The 17,035-nt window shown below is 71.8% G+C and carries 14 protein-coding genes; 5 read left to right on the forward strand and 9 right to left on the reverse strand.

Annotation, left to right across the window (positions count from 1 at the left end):
- Nucleotides 1-26: 26 nt before the first annotated feature.
- From polA to MOTC310_RS15690, 4 genes are all read right to left on the reverse strand, one after another.
- The gene (gene polA, locus MOTC310_RS15675) at nt 27-3,173 is read right to left on the reverse strand and encodes a DNA polymerase I (protein ID WP_331302430.1); all 3,147 of its coding nucleotides are present in this window, start codon (nt 3,171-3,173) and stop codon (nt 27-29) included.
- A gap of 212 nt (nt 3,174-3,385) precedes the next feature.
- Complete coding sequence (locus MOTC310_RS15680; RefSeq protein ID WP_331302494.1) at nt 3,386-4,858, reverse strand: UdgX family uracil-DNA binding protein; 1,473 nt, start codon at nt 4,856-4,858, stop codon at nt 3,386-3,388.
- Nucleotides 4,859-5,109: 251 nt separating this feature from the next.
- Complete coding sequence (locus tag MOTC310_RS15685) at nt 5,110-6,321, reverse strand: putative DNA modification/repair radical SAM protein (RefSeq protein ID WP_331302431.1); 1,212 nt, start codon at nt 6,319-6,321, stop codon at nt 5,110-5,112.
- A 76-nt stretch (nt 6,322-6,397) separates the two neighbouring features.
- Nucleotides 6,398-6,934 carry a regulatory protein RecX gene (locus MOTC310_RS15690; RefSeq protein ID WP_331302432.1) on the reverse strand — a complete coding sequence of 179 codons (537 nt, stop codon included), beginning with the start codon at nt 6,932-6,934 and terminating at the stop codon, nt 6,398-6,400.
- Between the two features lie 224 nt (nt 6,935-7,158).
- Between MOTC310_RS15690 and MOTC310_RS15695 the strand changes: the two genes are divergently transcribed.
- From MOTC310_RS15695 to grpE, 3 genes are all read left to right on the forward strand, one after another.
- A complete protein-coding gene (locus MOTC310_RS15695; protein WP_331302433.1) occupies nt 7,159-8,577 on the forward strand; it encodes a TAXI family TRAP transporter solute-binding subunit in 1,419 nt (472 codons plus the stop codon).
- 51 nt (nt 8,578-8,628) lie between these two features.
- A complete protein-coding gene (locus MOTC310_RS15700) occupies nt 8,629-11,421 on the forward strand; it encodes a [protein-PII] uridylyltransferase (RefSeq protein WP_331293796.1) in 2,793 nt (930 codons plus the stop codon).
- An 88-nt stretch (nt 11,422-11,509) separates the two neighbouring features.
- A complete protein-coding gene (gene grpE / locus MOTC310_RS15705) occupies nt 11,510-12,139 on the forward strand; it encodes a nucleotide exchange factor GrpE (RefSeq protein ID WP_419539911.1) in 630 nt (209 codons plus the stop codon).
- Nucleotides 12,140-12,157: 18 nt separating this feature from the next.
- Here grpE and MOTC310_RS15710 read toward each other — a convergent pair whose 3' ends face one another.
- The 3 genes from MOTC310_RS15710 to MOTC310_RS15720 all read right to left on the reverse strand — a co-directional run bounded on the left by MOTC310_RS15710 (nt 12,158) and on the right by MOTC310_RS15720 (nt 13,618).
- Nucleotides 12,158-12,535, reverse strand: a complete 378-nt coding sequence (locus tag MOTC310_RS15710; RefSeq protein WP_331302435.1) for a phospholipase A2 family protein — start codon at nt 12,533-12,535, stop codon at nt 12,158-12,160.
- A gap of 193 nt (nt 12,536-12,728) precedes the next feature.
- Nucleotides 12,729-13,343, reverse strand: coding sequence for an outer membrane protein (locus MOTC310_RS15715; protein WP_331302436.1), 615 nt, complete (start codon nt 13,341-13,343; stop codon nt 12,729-12,731).
- A 134-nt stretch (nt 13,344-13,477) separates the two neighbouring features.
- Complete coding sequence (locus MOTC310_RS15720) at nt 13,478-13,618, reverse strand: hypothetical protein (RefSeq protein ID WP_331302437.1); 141 nt, start codon at nt 13,616-13,618, stop codon at nt 13,478-13,480.
- Nucleotides 13,619-14,084: 466 nt separating this feature from the next.
- On the opposite strand from MOTC310_RS15720, the gene MOTC310_RS15725 reads away from it, so the two are divergent.
- The gene (locus MOTC310_RS15725; RefSeq protein ID WP_331302438.1) at nt 14,085-14,930 is read left to right on the forward strand and encodes a DUF6502 family protein; all 846 of its coding nucleotides are present in this window, start codon (nt 14,085-14,087) and stop codon (nt 14,928-14,930) included.
- Here the strand turns inward: MOTC310_RS15725 and MOTC310_RS32825 are convergent.
- Complete coding sequence (locus MOTC310_RS32825; RefSeq protein ID WP_419539912.1) at nt 14,885-15,265, reverse strand: hypothetical protein; 381 nt, start codon at nt 15,263-15,265, stop codon at nt 14,885-14,887. The genes MOTC310_RS15725 and MOTC310_RS32825 overlap by 46 nt on opposite strands.
- A gap of 102 nt (nt 15,266-15,367) precedes the next feature.
- Here MOTC310_RS32825 and MOTC310_RS32830 point away from each other — a divergent pair, with 102 nt between their 5' ends.
- Entirely contained in the window at nt 15,368-16,132 is a 765-nt protein-coding gene (locus tag MOTC310_RS32830; RefSeq protein ID WP_419539918.1) for a hypothetical protein, read from the forward strand.
- Between the two features lie 229 nt (nt 16,133-16,361).
- Here the strand turns inward: MOTC310_RS32830 and MOTC310_RS15735 are convergent, their stop codons facing one another.
- Nucleotides 16,362-17,030, reverse strand: coding sequence for a response regulator transcription factor (locus tag MOTC310_RS15735; protein ID WP_331302439.1), 669 nt, complete (start codon nt 17,028-17,030; stop codon nt 16,362-16,364).
- Nucleotides 17,031-17,035: the final 5 nt, after the last annotated feature.

Here is a 17,035-nt window from a genome sequence, read left to right on the forward strand (position 1 = left end):
CCGGCGCCGCGCGCAACGGCCCCGTCCTAATGCGCCTCCTGCCAGTTCCCGGCGGCGTTGGCCTCGACCACGAGCGGCACCTTCAGCGTCAGGGCGGGCGCCGGCGCCTCCTCCATCACGCCGCGGATGATCGGGATCGCCTTCTCCACCTCGTCCTCGGCGGCCTCGAACACCAGCTCGTCGTGGACCTGAAGCAGCATCCGCGCCTTGAGCTTCTTCGCGGCGAGCGCCGCCTCCATCCGCGCCATGGCCCGGCGGATGATGTCGGCGGCCGAGCCCTGGATCGGCGCGTTGATCGCCTGCCGCTCGACGCTGGCGCGCTCGGAGGGGTTGTTGGACCGGATCTGCGGGTAGTGGCACACCCGGCCGAACAGGGTGGTGACGTAGCCCTTGTCGCGGCAGCTCTTCTTGGTGGTGTCGATGTAGTCGCGGATCCCCGGAAACTGCTCGAAATACTGCTTGATGAAGGCCGAGGCCTCCTCGCGGCCGATGCCGAGCCGGTCGGCGAGGCCGAAGGCCGAGATGCCGTAGATGATGCCGAAATTGATAGTCTTCGCCCGCCGCCGCAGGTCGGGGGTCATCTCCTTCAGCGGCACGCCGAACATCGCCGAGGCGGTCGCCGCGTGGATGTCGATCCCGTCCTCGAACGCCTTCCGGAGCTCCGGGATATCGGCCATGTGGGCCAGCAGCCGCAGCTCGATCTGCGAGTAGTCCGCCGAGATCAACCGGTTGCCGGGCGCGGCCACGAAGGCGCGGCGGATGCGGCGCCCCTCCTCGGTGCGGATCGGGATGTTCTGCAGGTTCGGCTCGGAGGAGGACAGCCGCCCCGTCGTGGTGGCCGCCAGCGAGAACGAGGTGTGAACCCGCGCCGTCTCCCGGTCGGCATGGGCCTGGAGCGCGTCCGTGTAGGTGGATTTCAGCTTCGAGAGCTGCCGCCATTCGAGGATCTTCTTCGGCAGCTCGTGCCCGGCCTGAGCCAGCTCCTCCAGCAGCGTCGCGGGCGTCGCCCACTGGCCGGAGGGCGTCTTCTTGGCACCCGGCAGGCCCATCTTGCCGAACAGGATGTCGCCGATCTGCTTCGGCGAGCCCACCGAGAACTTCTCGCCGGCATCCTGCTGGATCTCCTCCTCCAGGCGGACGAGGATCTGGGAGAAGTCGCCCGAGAGGCGGCTCAGCATCTCGCGGTCGACCCGGATGCCGCGCTGCTCCATCCGGGCAATCACCGGCAGCAGGGGTCGCTCCAGGGTCTCGTAGACGGCGACCCGGTGCTCCGCCACGAGGCGGGGTTTCATCATCCGCCACAGGCGCAGCGTCACGTCCGCGTCCTCGGCCGCGTAGGCGGTGGCCTTGTCGATGGCGACGCGGTCGAAGGTCACCTTGTTGCGGCCCGTGCCGGCCACATCCGAGAAGGTGATCGGCTGGTGGCCGAGATGGCGGCGGGCCAATTCGTCCATGCCGTGGGCGCCCTTGCCGGCGTCGAGCACGTAGGAGATCAGCATCGTGTCGTCGAACGGCGCCACCTCGATCCCGTAGCGGGCGAGCACGACCCAGTCGTACTTGAGGTTCTGGCCGACCTTCAGGACACCCGGATTCTCCAGGAGCGGCTTGAGCCGGGCGACGGCCTCCTTCAGGGGGATCTGGCCCGGCACCGGCTCGACCACGTCGGACGGCGCGGCGCCCTCGCCGAACAGGTCCGTGGCGTCGGCCTGCACCTTGGCGGCCTGCACGTGGGCCAGCGGGATGTAGCAGGCCCGCCCTGTGGCGACCGCCAGCGAGACGCCGACGAGGCCGGCCCTGTGCGCGTCGAGCGAGTCGGTCTCCGTGTCGACCGCGATCACGCCGGCCTCCTCGGACTCGGCGATCCAGGCGTCGAGCTGCTCGAGGGACGAAACCGTCTCGTAGGCGGCGGTGTCGAAGGGCGCCACGGCCTCCGCGGCCCGGGCCGCCACCACGTTGCCGGGGGTCGCCTCGACGGGGGCCCGGGGCTTGGCCGGCGCGTCCGGGAGGTCGAGATCGGCGAAGGGATCGACTTCACCCCCCTCCGGCGGGGCGGCGCCCGGCGGCCGCCCGGTGCCGGCCGCCGCGGTCTCGGGATCCGGCGGCACGGAATCGCCGAAGAACGGCACCGCGTCGCTGCCGCCCGCGCCGTTGCTGTAGCCGTGGGGACGGGCTCCGGGCAGGAGCCGCGGGTCGGGCTTCACCGCCTCCGGGTCGACGTGCAGCATCTGGGCGATGCGGCGCGTCAGCGTGTTGAACTCCATCGCTTTGAGGAATCCGACGAGCTTCTCGGGGTTCGGCTCGGGCACGCCGAGCGCGTCCAGCGGCACTGGGACGGGCACATCCTCCATCAGCGCCACGAGCTTGCGGGACAGCTTGGCCTGATCGACGTTGGCGAGCAACGTCTCCCGCCGCTTGGGCTGCTTGATCTCGCCCGCCCGCTCCAGCAGGGCTTCGAGGCTGCCGAACTCCTTGATCAGCGCCGCGGCCGTCTTCAGGCCGATGCCGGGCACGCCCGGCACGTTGTCGGAGGTGTCGCCGATGAGCGCGAGGGCGTCGCCGATCTGGTTCGGCTGCAGGCCCTCCCACTTGGCGACGATGGCGTCGACATCGAGGTTGCGCTCGGGCCGGTAGCCGGGCTTGCCCTTGGCACCCGACTCGAAATCGTAGAACCGCACCTGCGGCCCGACGAGCTGCATCAGGTCCTTGTCGGACGAGACGATGATGACGCCCGCGCCCCGCGCCTCGGCCTGGCGGGTGTAGGTGGCGATGAGATCGTCGGCCTCGTAGCGCTCCAGCTCCACCGCGTGCAGGCCGAAGGCGCGCACCGCGTCGCGCATCAGCGGCATCTGGCGCTTCAGGTCGTCGGGCGCGTCCGGGCGGTGGCCCTTGTAGTCGGGGAACATCTCCTTGCGGAACGAGCCCTCCGACTTGTCGAAGACGATCCCGAGATGGCTCGGCATGGTGCCGGCGGCGCCGTCCTGCAGGAACTGCGCAATCTTGGTGCAGAACAGCCGCACGGCGCCGGTGGGCAGCCCGTCGGAGGGGCGCGAATTGTACTTCTGGTCCTGGTTGATCGACTGGAAATAGGCCCGGAAGATGAAGGACGAGCCGTCGACCAGGATCACCTGATCGCCGGGGCCGACGGGCTTGGTCTCGGGCGTCGAGTCGGTCATGGGCGCAGGCGGCTCGGGGCGATCAGGAATCGGGCGCGCAGTCCAGCTCGGCGCGGCAGGCCGCGACGAGAACGGGCCAGTCGTGGTGGACGGTGAGCCAGGCGATGTCCAGCGTTACCCGCCCGGTGTGGTCTCGGCACCCGTTCGTAGCCACACAGAAAACAGCCGGACGCGGACCGCATGGGCCTCGCCCACGGGTGGCACGCCGGGGCTCACGCCGCGAGCTCGCGCCCCAGCGCCTCCACCCGGCGCAGATCGTCCACGAAAGCCGCGTAGGCCTCCTCCTTCGCCTCGTCGGGCAGGCGCAGCAGGTAGGAGGGGTGGACCGTGATGAAGCCCTGGAAGCGGTTGTCGTGCCGGTCGAAGCGGAACGGGCCGCGGGCGCGAGTGATCGGGATCGCTTTGCCAGTCAGCGCCAGCACGGCGGTCGCGCCCAGGGCCACGACCAGCTTGGGTCCCACGAACTCGAGCTCGCGGTCCAGCCACCAGCGGTAATGGCTGACCTCGCCGGCCGTGGGCTTCTGGTGGATGCGCCGCTTGCCGCGCTCCTCGAACTTGAAGTGCTTGACGGCGTTCGTGAGGTAGCTCGCCCCCCGGTCGATCCCGGCCTCCGCCATGGCGCGGGAGAGGAGCTGCCCGGCGGGACCGATGAAGGGTCGCCCCTGCCGGTCCTCCTGGTCGCCGGGCTGCTCACCCACGAACGCGATGGTGGCGCCCACCGGCCCCTCGCCGAGCACCGCCTGGGTGGCGCCCGGCACCAGCGGCTCGGTCCGGCGGATGATGGCGTTCAGCGCGTCGAGGTTCTTGGGATCCTGGTCGGCCATGGCGGCGACGGCGCGGACGGGTTCGCGGCGTGTGGGCAAGGTCGGCTCCCTCTCGATCATGGCTTCGGTGCGTCCGGCCGCCGCCCGGACCAGGGCCGGGATCGCGGCCGTCTCGGGCATGTTGTGCCAGTACTTCTTGGGCATCTCGGCCCTCATGGCCTTCAGGTTGGTGCGGGCGGGGTTGAAGGTGCTCTCGTAATAGGTCTGCCAGCCGGCCTCGAACCCGTCGCCCTCGGGCAGTTCCGCCCGGTCCCCGGGCGGTCCGAAGGTCAAGGCGTCCGTGTCCCAATGCGCCGATCCGTCGGGCGTCAGGATCGACCAGCGCATCCCGCGGAAGCGGTTGACGAAGAAGGGGGCGGCCGCCTCCAAGATGTGGTGATCCGGCTCGAACCACGCGACGTAATGCTCGCCGCCGCTATCCTCGGCCCGGCGGAAGCGCAGGAAGGCGTGCATCTTGTGGAGGTCGCGCCCGATCGCCTTCGCCATCCGGTGCAGGCGGTGGACCAGCGGATCGCTTCCCACCTCCATCAGGTGCCGCTCGCCGTGGCAGACCCGCCAGACCAGGGCGTAGAGCAGGCCGTAGCGCTCCGGATCGCGGTGGGGGATCACCTGCGGGATCAGGGCGGCGACGGGTTTGGGCAGGGATAGCGGAGCGGCGGGGGCCTGCTCTGCGTCGCCGCCGAACAGGCCGGGCGACGCCGTCACCGACCACGTCACGGCCTCGGGCGGGACGCTCCGCGCCACGAGGCTTCGCACGGCATCGCGGAAGCCGTCGAGATCAGCGCCGGGGCGGAGGAGGATGGCGCGCGGGCGGCGCGTGTTCTCTCCAGTATCTGCGAGCTTCCCAGGTTCGAGCAGCAGGTCCGGAGGTGCGGGCTCCGAACAGGGCGCGGGTGCTCTCTCCCGTGCGGGAGAGGGACAGGGTGGGGGGTGGGACGCCTCAGCACGAGGCCCGTCCTCAACGCGCGGCGCGCGGGTGCTCCGTCCTGACACGTGGAGTTCCTCACCCCAACCCTCGCCCGCACGGGAGAGGGGGAACGCGGCGCCACCGGGACCGGCTGCTTCCGCCGCGCGCTCAGGCTTCGGGGCAAAAGATCCGTCGTCCCGCCGCATCAGAACAGGCTCAGCTGCGCGGCGGGCTCGACCAGCCGCGCCCGAAGGTCGAGCCGGTCGGTCAGCGCCACCGGACGGTGATCCGCGGCCACCAGGAACGGCCGCGCCCGCTTGAGACCGGAGGTCAGCCGGGCGACGTCGTCGAGGCGCAGCGTCGCGTGGCGGCGGGCCTTGATGATCTTGTCGACCGCCCGCGCCCCGAGCCCCGGGACGCGCAGGAGCCATTCGCGGTCGGCCCGATTCACGTCCACGGGAAACTTGTCCCGGTGCTTCAGCGCCCAGGCGAGCTTCGGGTCGATGTCGAGGGCGAGCATCCCGCCCTCCGACGCGTCGGCCACCTCGTCGGGGGTGAACTCGTAGTACCGCAACAGCCAGTCCGCCTGGTACAGCCGGTGCTCGCGCTGGAGCGGCGGCGGCTTCGGCGGCAGGATCGCCGACCCGTCCGGGATCGGGCTGAAAGCGGAGTAGTAGACCCGCTTCAGGCCGACGCTGCCGTAGAGCAGCGCGCTCTTGCGGATCAGCGCCTCGTCGGTGGTGGCGTCCGCGCCGACGATCACCTGCGTCGAGTGGCCGGCCGGCGAGAAGCGCCGCTTCTCGGCCTTGGCCTGCACGATCCGCTCGCCGATCTGCGCCATGGCGCCCTGGATCGCGGCGCCGTCCTTCTCGGGCGCCAGCCGCTCCAGGCTCGCCTCGGTCGGCAGCTCGACATTGATCGACAGCCGGTCGGCGTAGAGGCCCGCCTCCTCGATCAGCCAGGGGCTCGCCTCCGGGATCGACTTGAGGTGAATATAGCCGGCGAAACCGTGATCGCGCCGCAGCGACTTCGCCACGCGGGTCAGCAGCTCCATCGTGTGGTCGGGCGACTTGATGATGCCGGAGGAGAGGAATAGGCCCTCAATGTAGTTGCGCCGGTAGAAGTTCAGGGTGAGGTTCACGACCTCCTCCACGGTGAACTTCGCCCGGCGCACGTTCGAGGAGCGCCGGTTGACGCAGTAGGCGCAGTCGAACAGGCACCAGTTCGTCAGCAGGATCTTGAGGAGCGAGACGCACCGCCCGTCCGGCGTGTAGGCGTGGCAGATCCCCGCCCCGGTGGTCGAACCGAGCCCGTCCTTGCCGGCCGCCCGCTTCGGCGCGGCCGAGGAGGCGCAGGAGGCGTCGTACTTGGCGGCGTCCGCGAGGATGCGCAGCTTCTTGGCCAGGGTCTCGTCCATCGAACAGACAATGAACAACGCGGCCGAAGGTGCAAGGCCGCGGCGCCTTTCACCCCGGGCCGCGATGCCGCACCCGTCACGCCAGCTCGTCGGGCTCGTCCGGCTCGCGGTCGACGACCCGGCGGGCGAGGCCGTAGGCGAAGCCGGCCCGCGCCAGGGCGGCGAGGTCCCGGTCGCGGTGCGTCGCCCGCTGGTCCGGGCGGCGATACGGCCCGAGGCGACGCCGCTTGGCGTAGGCCTGCGCGGCCTGCTCCTCGATCGCTTCCGCCTCACCGTCCGGCAGGGCGTCGCGCTCCGCCAGCATGGCGGCCTCCACGACGTCGCGCGGGACCCCCTTGGCGGCGAGCTTGGCCGAGACGCCGCGGGTCGACGTGCCGCGGCGGCGCAGGGTGGCGAGGCGGGTGTCGGCGAAGCGCGCGTCGTCCACGAGACCGGCCGACACCGCCCGCGCCACGGTCGCCGTCACGAGGTCGGCGAAGAGCTCGGGATCCTCGCCCCGGGCCCGGGCCCGCTTCTGGACGCGGCGCGCGAGTGTCCGGCGCAGCATCTCGGTCGAGGCGCTGTAGCGCTCCAGGTAATGAAGCGCCGCCCGCTCGAGCCAAGCCGGGCTCACGGGGCCGGGCGGCTTGATCTCCCGGTCGCGACGTTCTGGCGCGGATCCTGCAACGAATGGAGATTTCACCGGTTCTTCACGATCTCGACAGGTTTGCGTTCCATGACTCGGGTATGGAACGCGCGCAACGCGACAGGCTCGGCCATGGCCCGAACCACCGTTCTTCGACCGGCGATCCGCAGGGCCGATGGCGCCGGCGGCTGCACGGCGCGGCGGCCGTTCTGATGCGGCGCGAATGGCTCCTGGTCCTCGTGGCCCTGGGGCTGGCCGCGGCCGCGGCCGCGATCGTCTACCTGTCGCGCCCGAACACCCTCACGGTCGCGGTCGGTCCGCAGGACGGGCCCGAAGCCGCGCTGATCGAGGCCTATGCCAGCGCCCTCGACCGGGCGCGGGAGGATGTCAGGCTCAAGGTCGTTCGCTACGGCGACGTGCGCGACAGTGCCCTCGCGCTGCAGCGGAACAAGGCCGACCTCGCGGTGGTGCGGCCGGACGTGTTTCTGCCCGAGAACGGCCTGACCCTGGCGATCCTGCACGACGAGGCGATGGTCATCGCGGCGCCCGAGGCCGCCGATCTCGACGACGTGCCCGCCCTGGCGCGCAAGCGGCTCGGCATCGTGGTCCGCCACAGCGCCGACCTGTCGTTCCTCACGAACCTGCTCTCCTTCTACGACCTCGTGCCGGACAGCACGGGCGAGGACGCGGCGGAGGCCGGCCACGCCGCCGAGGCGGAGCCCGGTCACGTGGTCGTGGTGCCCCTGAAGGTCGGCGACGTCACGGCCGCGCTCACGGAGAAGCGCGTCGACGCGGTGGCGGTGATCGCGAGCCCCGCCTCCAAGCCGGCCGCCGCCGTGGTCCGCGCCGTCGAGCTGGGCTCGCCGGACCGGAAGGTCGGCTTCGTCTCGATCCCGGACGGCGACGCGATCCTGCAGCGCTTCCCCGAACTCCAGTCGGTGACGATCCCGGCCGGCACATTCGGCGGCCGCCCGAAGCGGCCCGACGAGGAGATCAAGACCGTCGGCGCCTCCTATCGCCTGATGGCCCGGGGCACGGTCAGCCGCGTCGCGGTCGCCTCGGCGACGCAGCACCTGTTCGAGTGGCGCTCGCGGCTCGCCTCGGCGGCACCGGTGGCCAAGCTGATGAAGGCGCCGGACTTCGACACGACGGTGGCGGCGACCTCGGCGCGCCTGCCGAACCACCCCGGCGCCGTCGACTATTTCGAGCGCGAGCAGCAGACCTTCCTCGATCGCTACGAGGATTACATCTACCTGTTCGCCTTCTTCGGCGGCACGATCGGCTCGTGCTTCGCCTGGATCGGCCAGCGCCTCGCCCGCAAGCGCCGGGAGCGCGTGGATTTCGTCCTCGACCGGCTGCTCGACATCATGCGCGAGGTGCGCGCGGCGACCAGCGCCACGGAACTCGACGCGATCGCGATCGAGACCGACGGGCTGGTGGCCGACGTGGTCTGCTACGCCCGCGAGCGCAGCATCGACGCGCGGACGGTCAGCGCGCTGATCCTGGCGGTCGACGGCGTCCACGCGGCCATCGCCGACGCGCGGCGGCAGACGAGCGAGACCGAGCCCCGATCGGCGACCCGCAATCGCACGGCGCGGCTGCTCGCTCTCGACCTGCCGGCCGCGGAATAGCGGCGGGCGCCGCATGGCTGGCGGCGTAGGGATATCATGCTAACGGGAACCATGTTCGATCCCGTCGCCGCCCTCGATACGGTCCTCGAGAACCTCGACCGCGAGGCCCGCGAGCCCACCAAGCTCCGGGCCGCGCTGGTGCCGCAGCTGCGCCGGGTGATCGAGGAGGGGCACCGCGCCGCCGAGGCGCAGCTTCTCGAGGACCGCAACGGGCTGCTCTGCGCGCAGACGCTGTCCAACCTGACCGACGCGGTGGTTCGGGCGATCCACGATGCCGTGGTCTGGCGGCTCTACCCCAACGACAACCCGTCGACCGGCGAGCAGCTCGCGGTGGTCGCCACCGGCGGCTACGGCCGGGGCACGATGGCGCCGGGATCGGACATCGATCTGCTGTTCCTGCTGCCCTACAAGCAGACCGCGTGGTCGGAGAGCGTCGTCGAGGGGATGCTCTACGTCCTGTGGGACCTGAAGCTGAAGGTCGGCCACGCCACCCGCTCGGTCGAGGAGTGCCTGCGCGAGGCGCGGGCCGACATGACGATCCGCACCGCCCTCCTGGAGGCGCGGTTCCTGTTCGGCACCCGGGTCCTCTACGAGGAGCTCGTGACGCGCTTCGACGCCGAGCTCGTGGTCGGTTCCGCGGCCGAGTTCGTGGAGGCGAAGCTGCGCGAGCGCGACATGCGCGTCTCCAAGGCCGGCACCTCGCGCTACCTCGTCGAGCCGAACGTCAAGGACGGCAAGGGCGGCCTGCGCGACCTGAACACGCTGTTCTGGATCGCCAAGTACACCTACCGGGTGCGTGATCAGGCCGAACTCGTCAGCGCCGGCCTGTTCACCCCGGAGGAGTACGCGCTGTTCGAGCGGTGCGAGGAGTTCCTGTGGCGGGTGCGCTGCCACATGCACTTCGCCACGAAGCGCGCCGAGGAGCGCCTGTCCTTCGGCCTGCAGCCGCGGATCGCCGAGCGCTTCGGCTACGAGGCCCGGGGCGGCCTCTCCGGCGTCGAACGTTTCATGAAGGCCTATTTCCGGATCGCCAAGGATGTCGGCGATCTCACCGCCATCGTCTGCGCGGAGCTTGAGGCGCGCCACGCCAAGCGGACCCCGGTGCTCGACCGCTGGATCGGTCGGTTCCGCGACCGCTTCCGGGCGACCGCCATGGAGGCGGAGGATTTCTGGATCGACCACGGCCGGGTGAACCTGCGCGCGGAGGACGCGTTCGAGCGCGACCCCGTGAACCTGATCCGGCTGTTCTGGCTCGCCGACCGGCACAACCTCGCGATCCATCCGGACGCCAAGCGGCTGGCCAACCGGTCCCTGCGCCTCGTGAACCCGTCGCTGCGCGTGGACCCCGAGGCGAACCGGCTGTTCGTCGAGATCCTCACCTCGCGGAACGCGCCGGAGGAGGCGCTGCGCGAGATGAACGAGGCGGGCGTGCTCGGCCGCTTCATCCCGGATTTCGGCCGCATCGTCGCGATGATGCAGTTCAATATGTACCACCACTTCACGGTGGACGAGCACCTGCTGCGCACGGTCGGGGTGCTGGCCGACATCGAATCGGGCCGGGTCCAGGAGACCTACCCCCTCGTCTCGCGCCTCGTGCACTCGATCCACAACCGCACGGCGCTCTACGTGGCGATCCTGCTGCACGACATCGCCAAGGGGCGGCCGGAGGATCACTCGATCGCGGGCGCCGCCATCGCCGAGAAGCTCTGCCCCCGCTTCGGCCTGAACCAGGCCGAGACCGAGACCGTGCGCTGGCTCGTGGAGCACCACCTGCTGATGTCCATGACGGCGCAGAGCCGGGACCTCTCGGACGCCAAGACGATCGAGCGCTTCGCCGCGAGCGTGCAGAGCCTGGAGCGGCTGAAGCTCCTGACCATCCTGACGGTGGCCGACATCACCGCGGTCGGGCCCGGGGTCTGGACCGCCTGGAAGGGCACGCTGATCCGAACCCTGTACGACGAGACCGAAGTCTACCTGTCGGGCGGCCATTCCGAGATCGCCCGCACCGACCGGGTACGCCTCGTCCAGATGGGCCTGCGGGAGCAGCTGCCGGGCTGGGGCTCGGAGGAGTTCGACGCCTACGCGGCCCGTCACAGCCAGGCCTACTGGCTCAAGGTCGACGGCTCGCGCCAGCTCAAGAACGCGATCTTCCTGCGCGACGTCGTCCGCGACGGGCGGACCAGCGCGACCGACGTCGCCCTCGACCCCGTGCGGGGCGTGACCGAGATCACCGTCTACTCGCCGGACCATCCCCGCCTGCTCGCCATCGTCACCGGCGCCTGCGCGGCGGCCGGCAGCAACATCGTCGACGCGCAGATCTTCACCACCACGGACGGGTTCGCCCTCGACACGATCTTCATCTCCCGCGCCTTCGAGCGGGACGACGACGAGCTGCGGCGGACCAAGCGCATCACCGCGGCGATCGAGCGGGCGCTCAAGGGCGAGATCAAGATCGCCGACCTCGTCGCCGACAAGCACCCGCCGACGAGCACCCGCGCCAAGACCTTCCCGGTGCCGCCGGACGTCATCATCGACAACGCCCTGTCGAGCCGGGAAACCGTGGTGGAGATCACCGGCCTCGACAGGCCGGGCCTGCTCTACGAGCTCACCACCGCCTTCAGCCGGCTGTCGCTCAACATCACGTCGGCGCATGTCGCGACCTTCGGCGAGCGCGCCGTGGACGTCTTCTACGTCACCGACCTCACCGGCACGCGGGTGACGCAGCCCGACCGGCAGGCCGCGATCCGGGCCGCCGTGATGGACGTGTTCGCGCACGACGTCGCGACCCTCAAGGCCGAGGGTCTGGAGGCGCTGGTGGCGGCGCCGCCGCCGCGCGAGGCGTGAGCGTACGGGTTGATTTCGCGGCCCCGTGGCCAGATATCAGCGCCGATTCCATCATCGCCCACCGATTCCCGCCCACGACTGAAACGTGATGACGAGCAACGACATGCCACAGGATGACCAGCGCCAGACCACGGTCGAAGCCGGTGCCGGCGCGGCCCAGGACCCCGCACCCGCGGGCCAGGGCGGCGAGTCGGCCTCCGTCGATCCGGTCGCGGAGGCCCTGGCCCTGCTGACCGCCGAGCGCGACGAGCTGAAGGACCGGACGCTGCGCACGCTCGCCGAGATGGAGAACCTGCGCCGCCGGACGGAGCGCGAGGTCGCCGACGCGCGCGCCTACGCGGTGACCAACTTCGCCCGGGACGTGCTCAACGTCGCCGACAACATCCGCCGCGCCCTCGACAGTGTCCCGGCCGACGCGAAGGCCACGGCCGACGGCGCCCTGAAGGGGCTGATCGACGGGATCGAGCTCACCGAGCGCGACCTCGGCAAGACCCTCGAGCGCCACGGCGTGAAGATCGTCGAGCCGCAGGGCCAGAAATTCGACCCGAACCGCCATCAGGCGATGTTCGAGGTGCCGAATGCCGAGGTTCCGGCCGGCACCGTCGTGCAGGTCGTGCAGGCGGGCTACGTCATCGGCGAGCGCGTGCTGCGCCCGGCCCTGGTGGGCGTCGCCAAGGGCGGCCCGAAGGCGGCCGCCAACCCGGCCGACGCCGCCTGAGCGTTTCCGCGGCGCGCCCTACTGACAGGGCAGCGCCGCGGCAAAATCCGAGATGAACTGCGCGGTCTGGCGCGTCTGGGCCGGCGCGGCCGGATCCCGGGCCACGAGCCCCGCCTCGGCGCGGAGGCGGCCGTTGCAGGCGCAGGTCGGCAGCATGCCCGAGGCCGGCTCGGGCGAGCAGGCATCGTGGTGTGCGCAGGCGAGATCCAGCGCGTCGATCGGCTTGTAGCCGGGCCCGCGGCTGCCGGGGCCACAGAAGTTTCCGTAGATCAGGATGGCGCCGCGCCCGGAGGGTCCGGGCGGGACGATCTCCTGGGCCCGCGCCGGGACGGCGCAGGCCGCGAGCGCGACGGCGAGCAGCATTGTCGAGAGAGGGGTCGGGCTGGGAATGCTCACGGCCGATCCTGTCGGAGAGAACCCCGGGTCCCGCGGGGCACGACCCGCGCGGCATCCGGCCTCACCGACATCCCTCGGCCGTCGACAGGCTCGCGCGGCCGACAGATTCGCGAAGCCGAATGCCCGGCATTGCGACCCAGCTCGACCGTTCCGTCAAGCTCTCTGCCTGCGAATACTGCTCAGAATCGGTAATTCACACCAGCCCGAGCCGGCGCAAAACCGATTGCTGTTTGCCGGCACCATAGAACGCCGGAACACTGGCGTTGTAGTACGTGGCGGCGTTCGTCCCGCGGCCGAGATGGAGGTAGAGCGCCTCGACCTTCGCGGAGAGCTTCTCGGTGAAGGCGTACTCGATGCCGCCGGCCGCGTAGACGGTCCGGTCGGTCGACGGCAGGGCGTAGGAGTAGGAGCCCGCACAGATCGAGCGCGCGCCGCCGCCGCAGGCGAAGCCGCAGGTGCCGTAGACGAGGACGCGGTCGAACGCGTGGCCGAGCCGGGCGCGGACCGTCCCGAAAGAGTCGAGGCTCGGTCGGACCCCGTAATACGGCGTGCTGCCGAGATAGGCGGCGTCCGCCTTGGCGAAGGCCGTGCCCTGGATGTCGGTCTCGACGCCGCCGCCGACGCCGGAGCCCGGCATGGACTGATAGTTGTAGCCGATCTGACCGCCGGCGAAGCCGCCGGACCGGCCGCCGCCCGTAACGGTGCCGTAGGTCGGGTCGGTGAAGCCGCCGCTCCCGGTCGGGAACGCGTGGCCCGCATTCACGCCGGCATAGAAGCCGGTCCCGGTGAAGACCGGCAGCGACGGCATCGGCGGCGGCGCGCGGGGGGCAGATCCGCCGCCTGGGCGGCGAGGGCCGGGCAGCCGCACGCGGCGCCGGCGAGGGATGTGTGAGTTCCAGCGTTCACGGGAGCCTCGTTCTGGAACGCGGCGGCGCCGCCCGATCAGAGGGCCAGGAGGAGCAGGCCGACGACGGTCACGGACAGGATCAGGCAGAGAGCGAGATCGAGGATGGCCGCTCCACCGCAGGTCGGCACGGGTCGGGCGCTTTCAGAGGCGGACAGGGCGATCACGACCGGACCCACCGGACCTCGTCGGGACGGGCCGCGATCCTCACGGCTCTCGCGGCGCGCCGGGGCGAGGTGGCACCCGATGGTGCCGCCGCCCCGTCTGAGGGGAAGACGGGAGCGGCGGCCTGCGGCGCCCTCTGTGGACTGGCGCGGTGGACCGTTTCCGCGACAGCGACACCGAGGACGGGCAGCGTGAGCGCGGCGACGACGCAGACGAGGCGCCGGAGCCGCGGAAGGGGATCGGCCAGGCGCGCGCGGTCAGCCTGGGCGTAGGGTAGCGTGAGCGGCGGCAGGGTCTTCGCCACGAGGATGCGCGTTTCAACCATCATCGCTCGGTGCCTCCGGTACTGCGTGGGAAATTTGACCACGCGATTGATCTACGTGTGCAAAAATCCCACGTCAACGCGAAGGCGATGGTTTCATGTGCGCCGCCGCACCATGTGGGATTGTATCCCACGTCACAAGCCGTCACGATGAGCCGATGTTTGAGACTGCCGATACACCGCGGGAGGGCGCCGGCCTGCACGCGCCGCTGGCGCGGCTGCTGCGCCCCCTCGTGCGCCTGCTCGTGGCCCGCGGCATCACCTTCCCGGCCCTCACGGACCTGCTGCGCGAGCTCTACGTGAACGTCGCCGAGTCCGACTTCGCCCTCGCCGGCAAGGAGCAGACCGACAGCCGCGTCTCCCTGCTCACCGGCATCCACCGCAAGGAGGTCCGGCGTCTGCGCGGCGCCGGCGCCCCTGTCAGCGCCGTGCCGGCAGTCGTCTCCCGCACCAGCCGGATCATCGCCCGCTGGATCGCCGACCCGGCCTTCACCGACGCGCGGGGCCAGCCCCTGAAGCTGCCGCGCACGGCCGAGGGCGGCGCGCCCTCGTTCGAGTCGCTGGTCGCGGGCGTCACCCGGGATCTGCGGCCCCGCGCGGTTCTCGACGAGTGGCTCGACCGCGGTCTGGCCTTCACCGATCCGCAGGACCGGATCGTGCTGGCGGAGGCCGCCTACGTGCCCCGCGGTGACGGCGCCGAGGGGCCGCAGCTCTACTATTTCGGCCGCAACCTGCACGACCACATCGCGGCCGCCGTGGCCAACATCCTCGGCGACGCGCCCCGGTTCCTGGAGCGGGCGGTCCACTACGACGGGCTGTCCAAGGACCTCGCCATCAGGCTCGAGGCGCGCGCCCGCGAGATCGCCATGGAAGCGCTGCAGCAGGCCAACCGGGAGGCGCACGCCGCCTGCGAGACCGACCCCGGCGGCACGCATCGCTGGAACTTCGGCCTCTACGTCTACACCGAAGCGGCGCCGCTGGCGCAGCCCGCGGACGAGCGGTGAGAACCCGGCCGGTGCGCGCCTCGCACAACCGCCGGTTCGTCCTGCGCCTGCTCGCGGGCGCCGCGGCCCTGCTGCCCGGCACCGTCCGGTCGCAGGAATCGCCGCGCGACCAGGGCATCGGCGGCACCGGCATGATGCGGACCGACGAGCCGCGGAACGGGTCCCTCGGCGAGGGCGACCGCGGCATCGGCGGCACCGGCGTGATCGGCACGATCCGCCGCTTCGGCTCGATCGTCGTCAACGACCTGCGCATCGCCTATCCGCCCGAGGTGGAGGTGCGCATCGACGGCGCGGCCGCGCAGGCCGCCGACCTGAAGATCGGGCAGGTCGTCCACGTGGTGGCGCGGCCCGAGAGCGGCGGGCTCGCCACGCGGCGGATCGACGTGACCAGCGAGGTGGTCGGTCCGGTGGAGTCGGTCGCGCCGGGGCGGCTCGTGGTGCTCGGGCAGCGGGTCTCGACCGCGGGTATCGGCGGCGCGTGGCGGCCGGGCGCGCGGGTCGCGGTGAGCGGGCTGCGCCGGCCCGACGGCGTGATCGTGGCGAGCCTGATNGCCCGGGCCAGCGCCCGCTCCACCTGCCCGCCCATGGCCCGCGCCTGCTCGGCGATCTCGGCCGCCAGCGCCGGGTCGGCCGATCCGGTCCGGCGCGCCAGGGCGTCCAGCACCGCCAGCGGGGTCTTGAGACCGTGGGCCATGTCGGCGGCCGCGTCCCGGGCGCGGATCAGGGCCCGCTCCTGCGCGTCGAGCAGCCGGTTGAGGTCGGCGACCAGCGGCCGGACCTCGTCGGGGAAGTGCTCCGGCAGCCGCGCCCGCCGCCCGGCATGGACCGCCAGGAGCTCCGCCTGCAGCACCCGGAACGGGCCGAGCGCCCGGTGCACGAACAGGCCCATCGCCAGCGTCAGGACGGCGAACAGGGCGATCAGGGCCGGGACGAGCAGGCGCAGGAAGGTGGTCCGGCTCGCCGCGAGGCCGCGCCGGTCCTCCGCCACCGCGACGCGCAGCGCGGTCTCGGAGCCCGGCGCGCCGATCTGCAGCGGCCGCACCACCGCGATCAGCCGGCCGCCGTCGGGCCCGGTCGTGTCGCGGGTGACGGGGGCCTGGGCGTCTGCCCCGGGCCGGCCCAGGTCGAGGCTCTTGTCCCAGAGCGAGCGCGAGCGCAGCAGGTGCGATCCCGCCTCGACCTGCCAGTACAGGCCGCCGTAGGGCGTGGCGAAGCGCGGGTCCGGCAGGTCGCGCGAGAGCGTCGGCGCCCCGTCCGGCGCGAGGCCGACCCGCCCGGCGATGAGCTTGGCGGTCCGGTCCAGATCCTCGACGGTGCGGGCGTCGAGCACCCGGTCGAGGATCACCGTGAGGCCGATCCCGGCGAGCACCAGCGCCAGCGCGATCAGCGCGGAAGCCGCGAGGCCGAGCCGTAGGCGGAGGGAATCGCGCCTCACGATCCGCCGGGTCCGGGAACGCGGTAGCCGTGGCCCCGCCGGGTCTCGATCACCCCCGGCCCGAGCTTGCGGCGCAGGCGCGTCAGCAGCGCCTCCAGGGCGTTGGCCTCGCGCTCGGTCCCGACCCCGTGGAGGTGGTCGAGCAGCTCGCCCGCCGGCACGACCTGCCCCTGCCGGTGCAGCAGGAAGGCCAGCAGCCGGTATTCCAGGGCGGTCAGCTCCGCGGGCCGCCCGTCGACGCTGACCGCGCGGGTGCGGGTGTCGAGCTCCACCGCGCCGACGCGCAGCACCGGCGAGGCGTGGCCGGCAGTGCGGCGCAGGATCGCCCGGAGCCGCGCCACCAGCTCCTCCATGCGGAACGGCTTGGCGAGGTAGTCGTCGGCGCCGGCGTCGATGCCCTCGACGCGCTCGCGCCAGCCGTCCCGGGCGGTGAGGATCAGGACCGGCAGGGCGACGTCGGCGGCGCGCAGGCGGCGCAGCACGCCGAGCCCGTCGAGCCGCGGCAGGCCGAGATCCAGCACCATGGCGTCGTACGCCTCGGTCTCGGCGCGGAACCACGCCGCCTCGCCGTCCGCCACCACGTCGGCGGCGTAGCCGGCCCGCTCCAGCCCCTGCCGGATGTCGGCGGCGATGCGCGGCTCGTCCTCGACGATCAGGACGCGCACGGCCC

The sequence above is a fragment of the Methylobacterium oryzae genome (assembly GCF_036441375.1).
Lineage (GTDB): Bacteria > Pseudomonadota > Alphaproteobacteria > Rhizobiales > Beijerinckiaceae > Methylobacterium > Methylobacterium oryzae_A.

Excerpts from the sequence above, each read along its gene's own strand:
- polA (WP_331302430.1), bottom strand. The coding sequence starts at position 3,173 with ATGACCGACTCGACGCCCGAGACCAAGCCCGTCGGCCCCGGCGATCAG.
- MOTC310_RS15685 (WP_331302431.1), bottom strand. The coding sequence starts at position 6,321 with ATGGACGAGACCCTGGCCAAGAAGCTGCGCATCCTCGCGGACGCCGCC.
- MOTC310_RS15695 (WP_331302433.1), top strand. The coding sequence starts at position 7,159 with ATGCGGCGCGAATGGCTCCTGGTCCTCGTGGCCCTGGGGCTGGCCGCG.
- MOTC310_RS15700 (WP_331293796.1), top strand. The coding sequence starts at position 8,629 with ATGTTCGATCCCGTCGCCGCCCTCGATACGGTCCTCGAGAACCTCGAC.
- grpE (WP_419539911.1), top strand. The coding sequence starts at position 11,510 with ATGACGAGCAACGACATGCCACAGGATGACCAGCGCCAGACCACGGTC.
- MOTC310_RS15715 (WP_331302436.1), bottom strand. The coding sequence starts at position 13,343 with ATGCCGTCGCTGCCGGTCTTCACCGGGACCGGCTTCTATGCCGGCGTG.
- MOTC310_RS15725 (WP_331302438.1), top strand. The coding sequence starts at position 14,085 with ATGTTTGAGACTGCCGATACACCGCGGGAGGGCGCCGGCCTGCACGCG.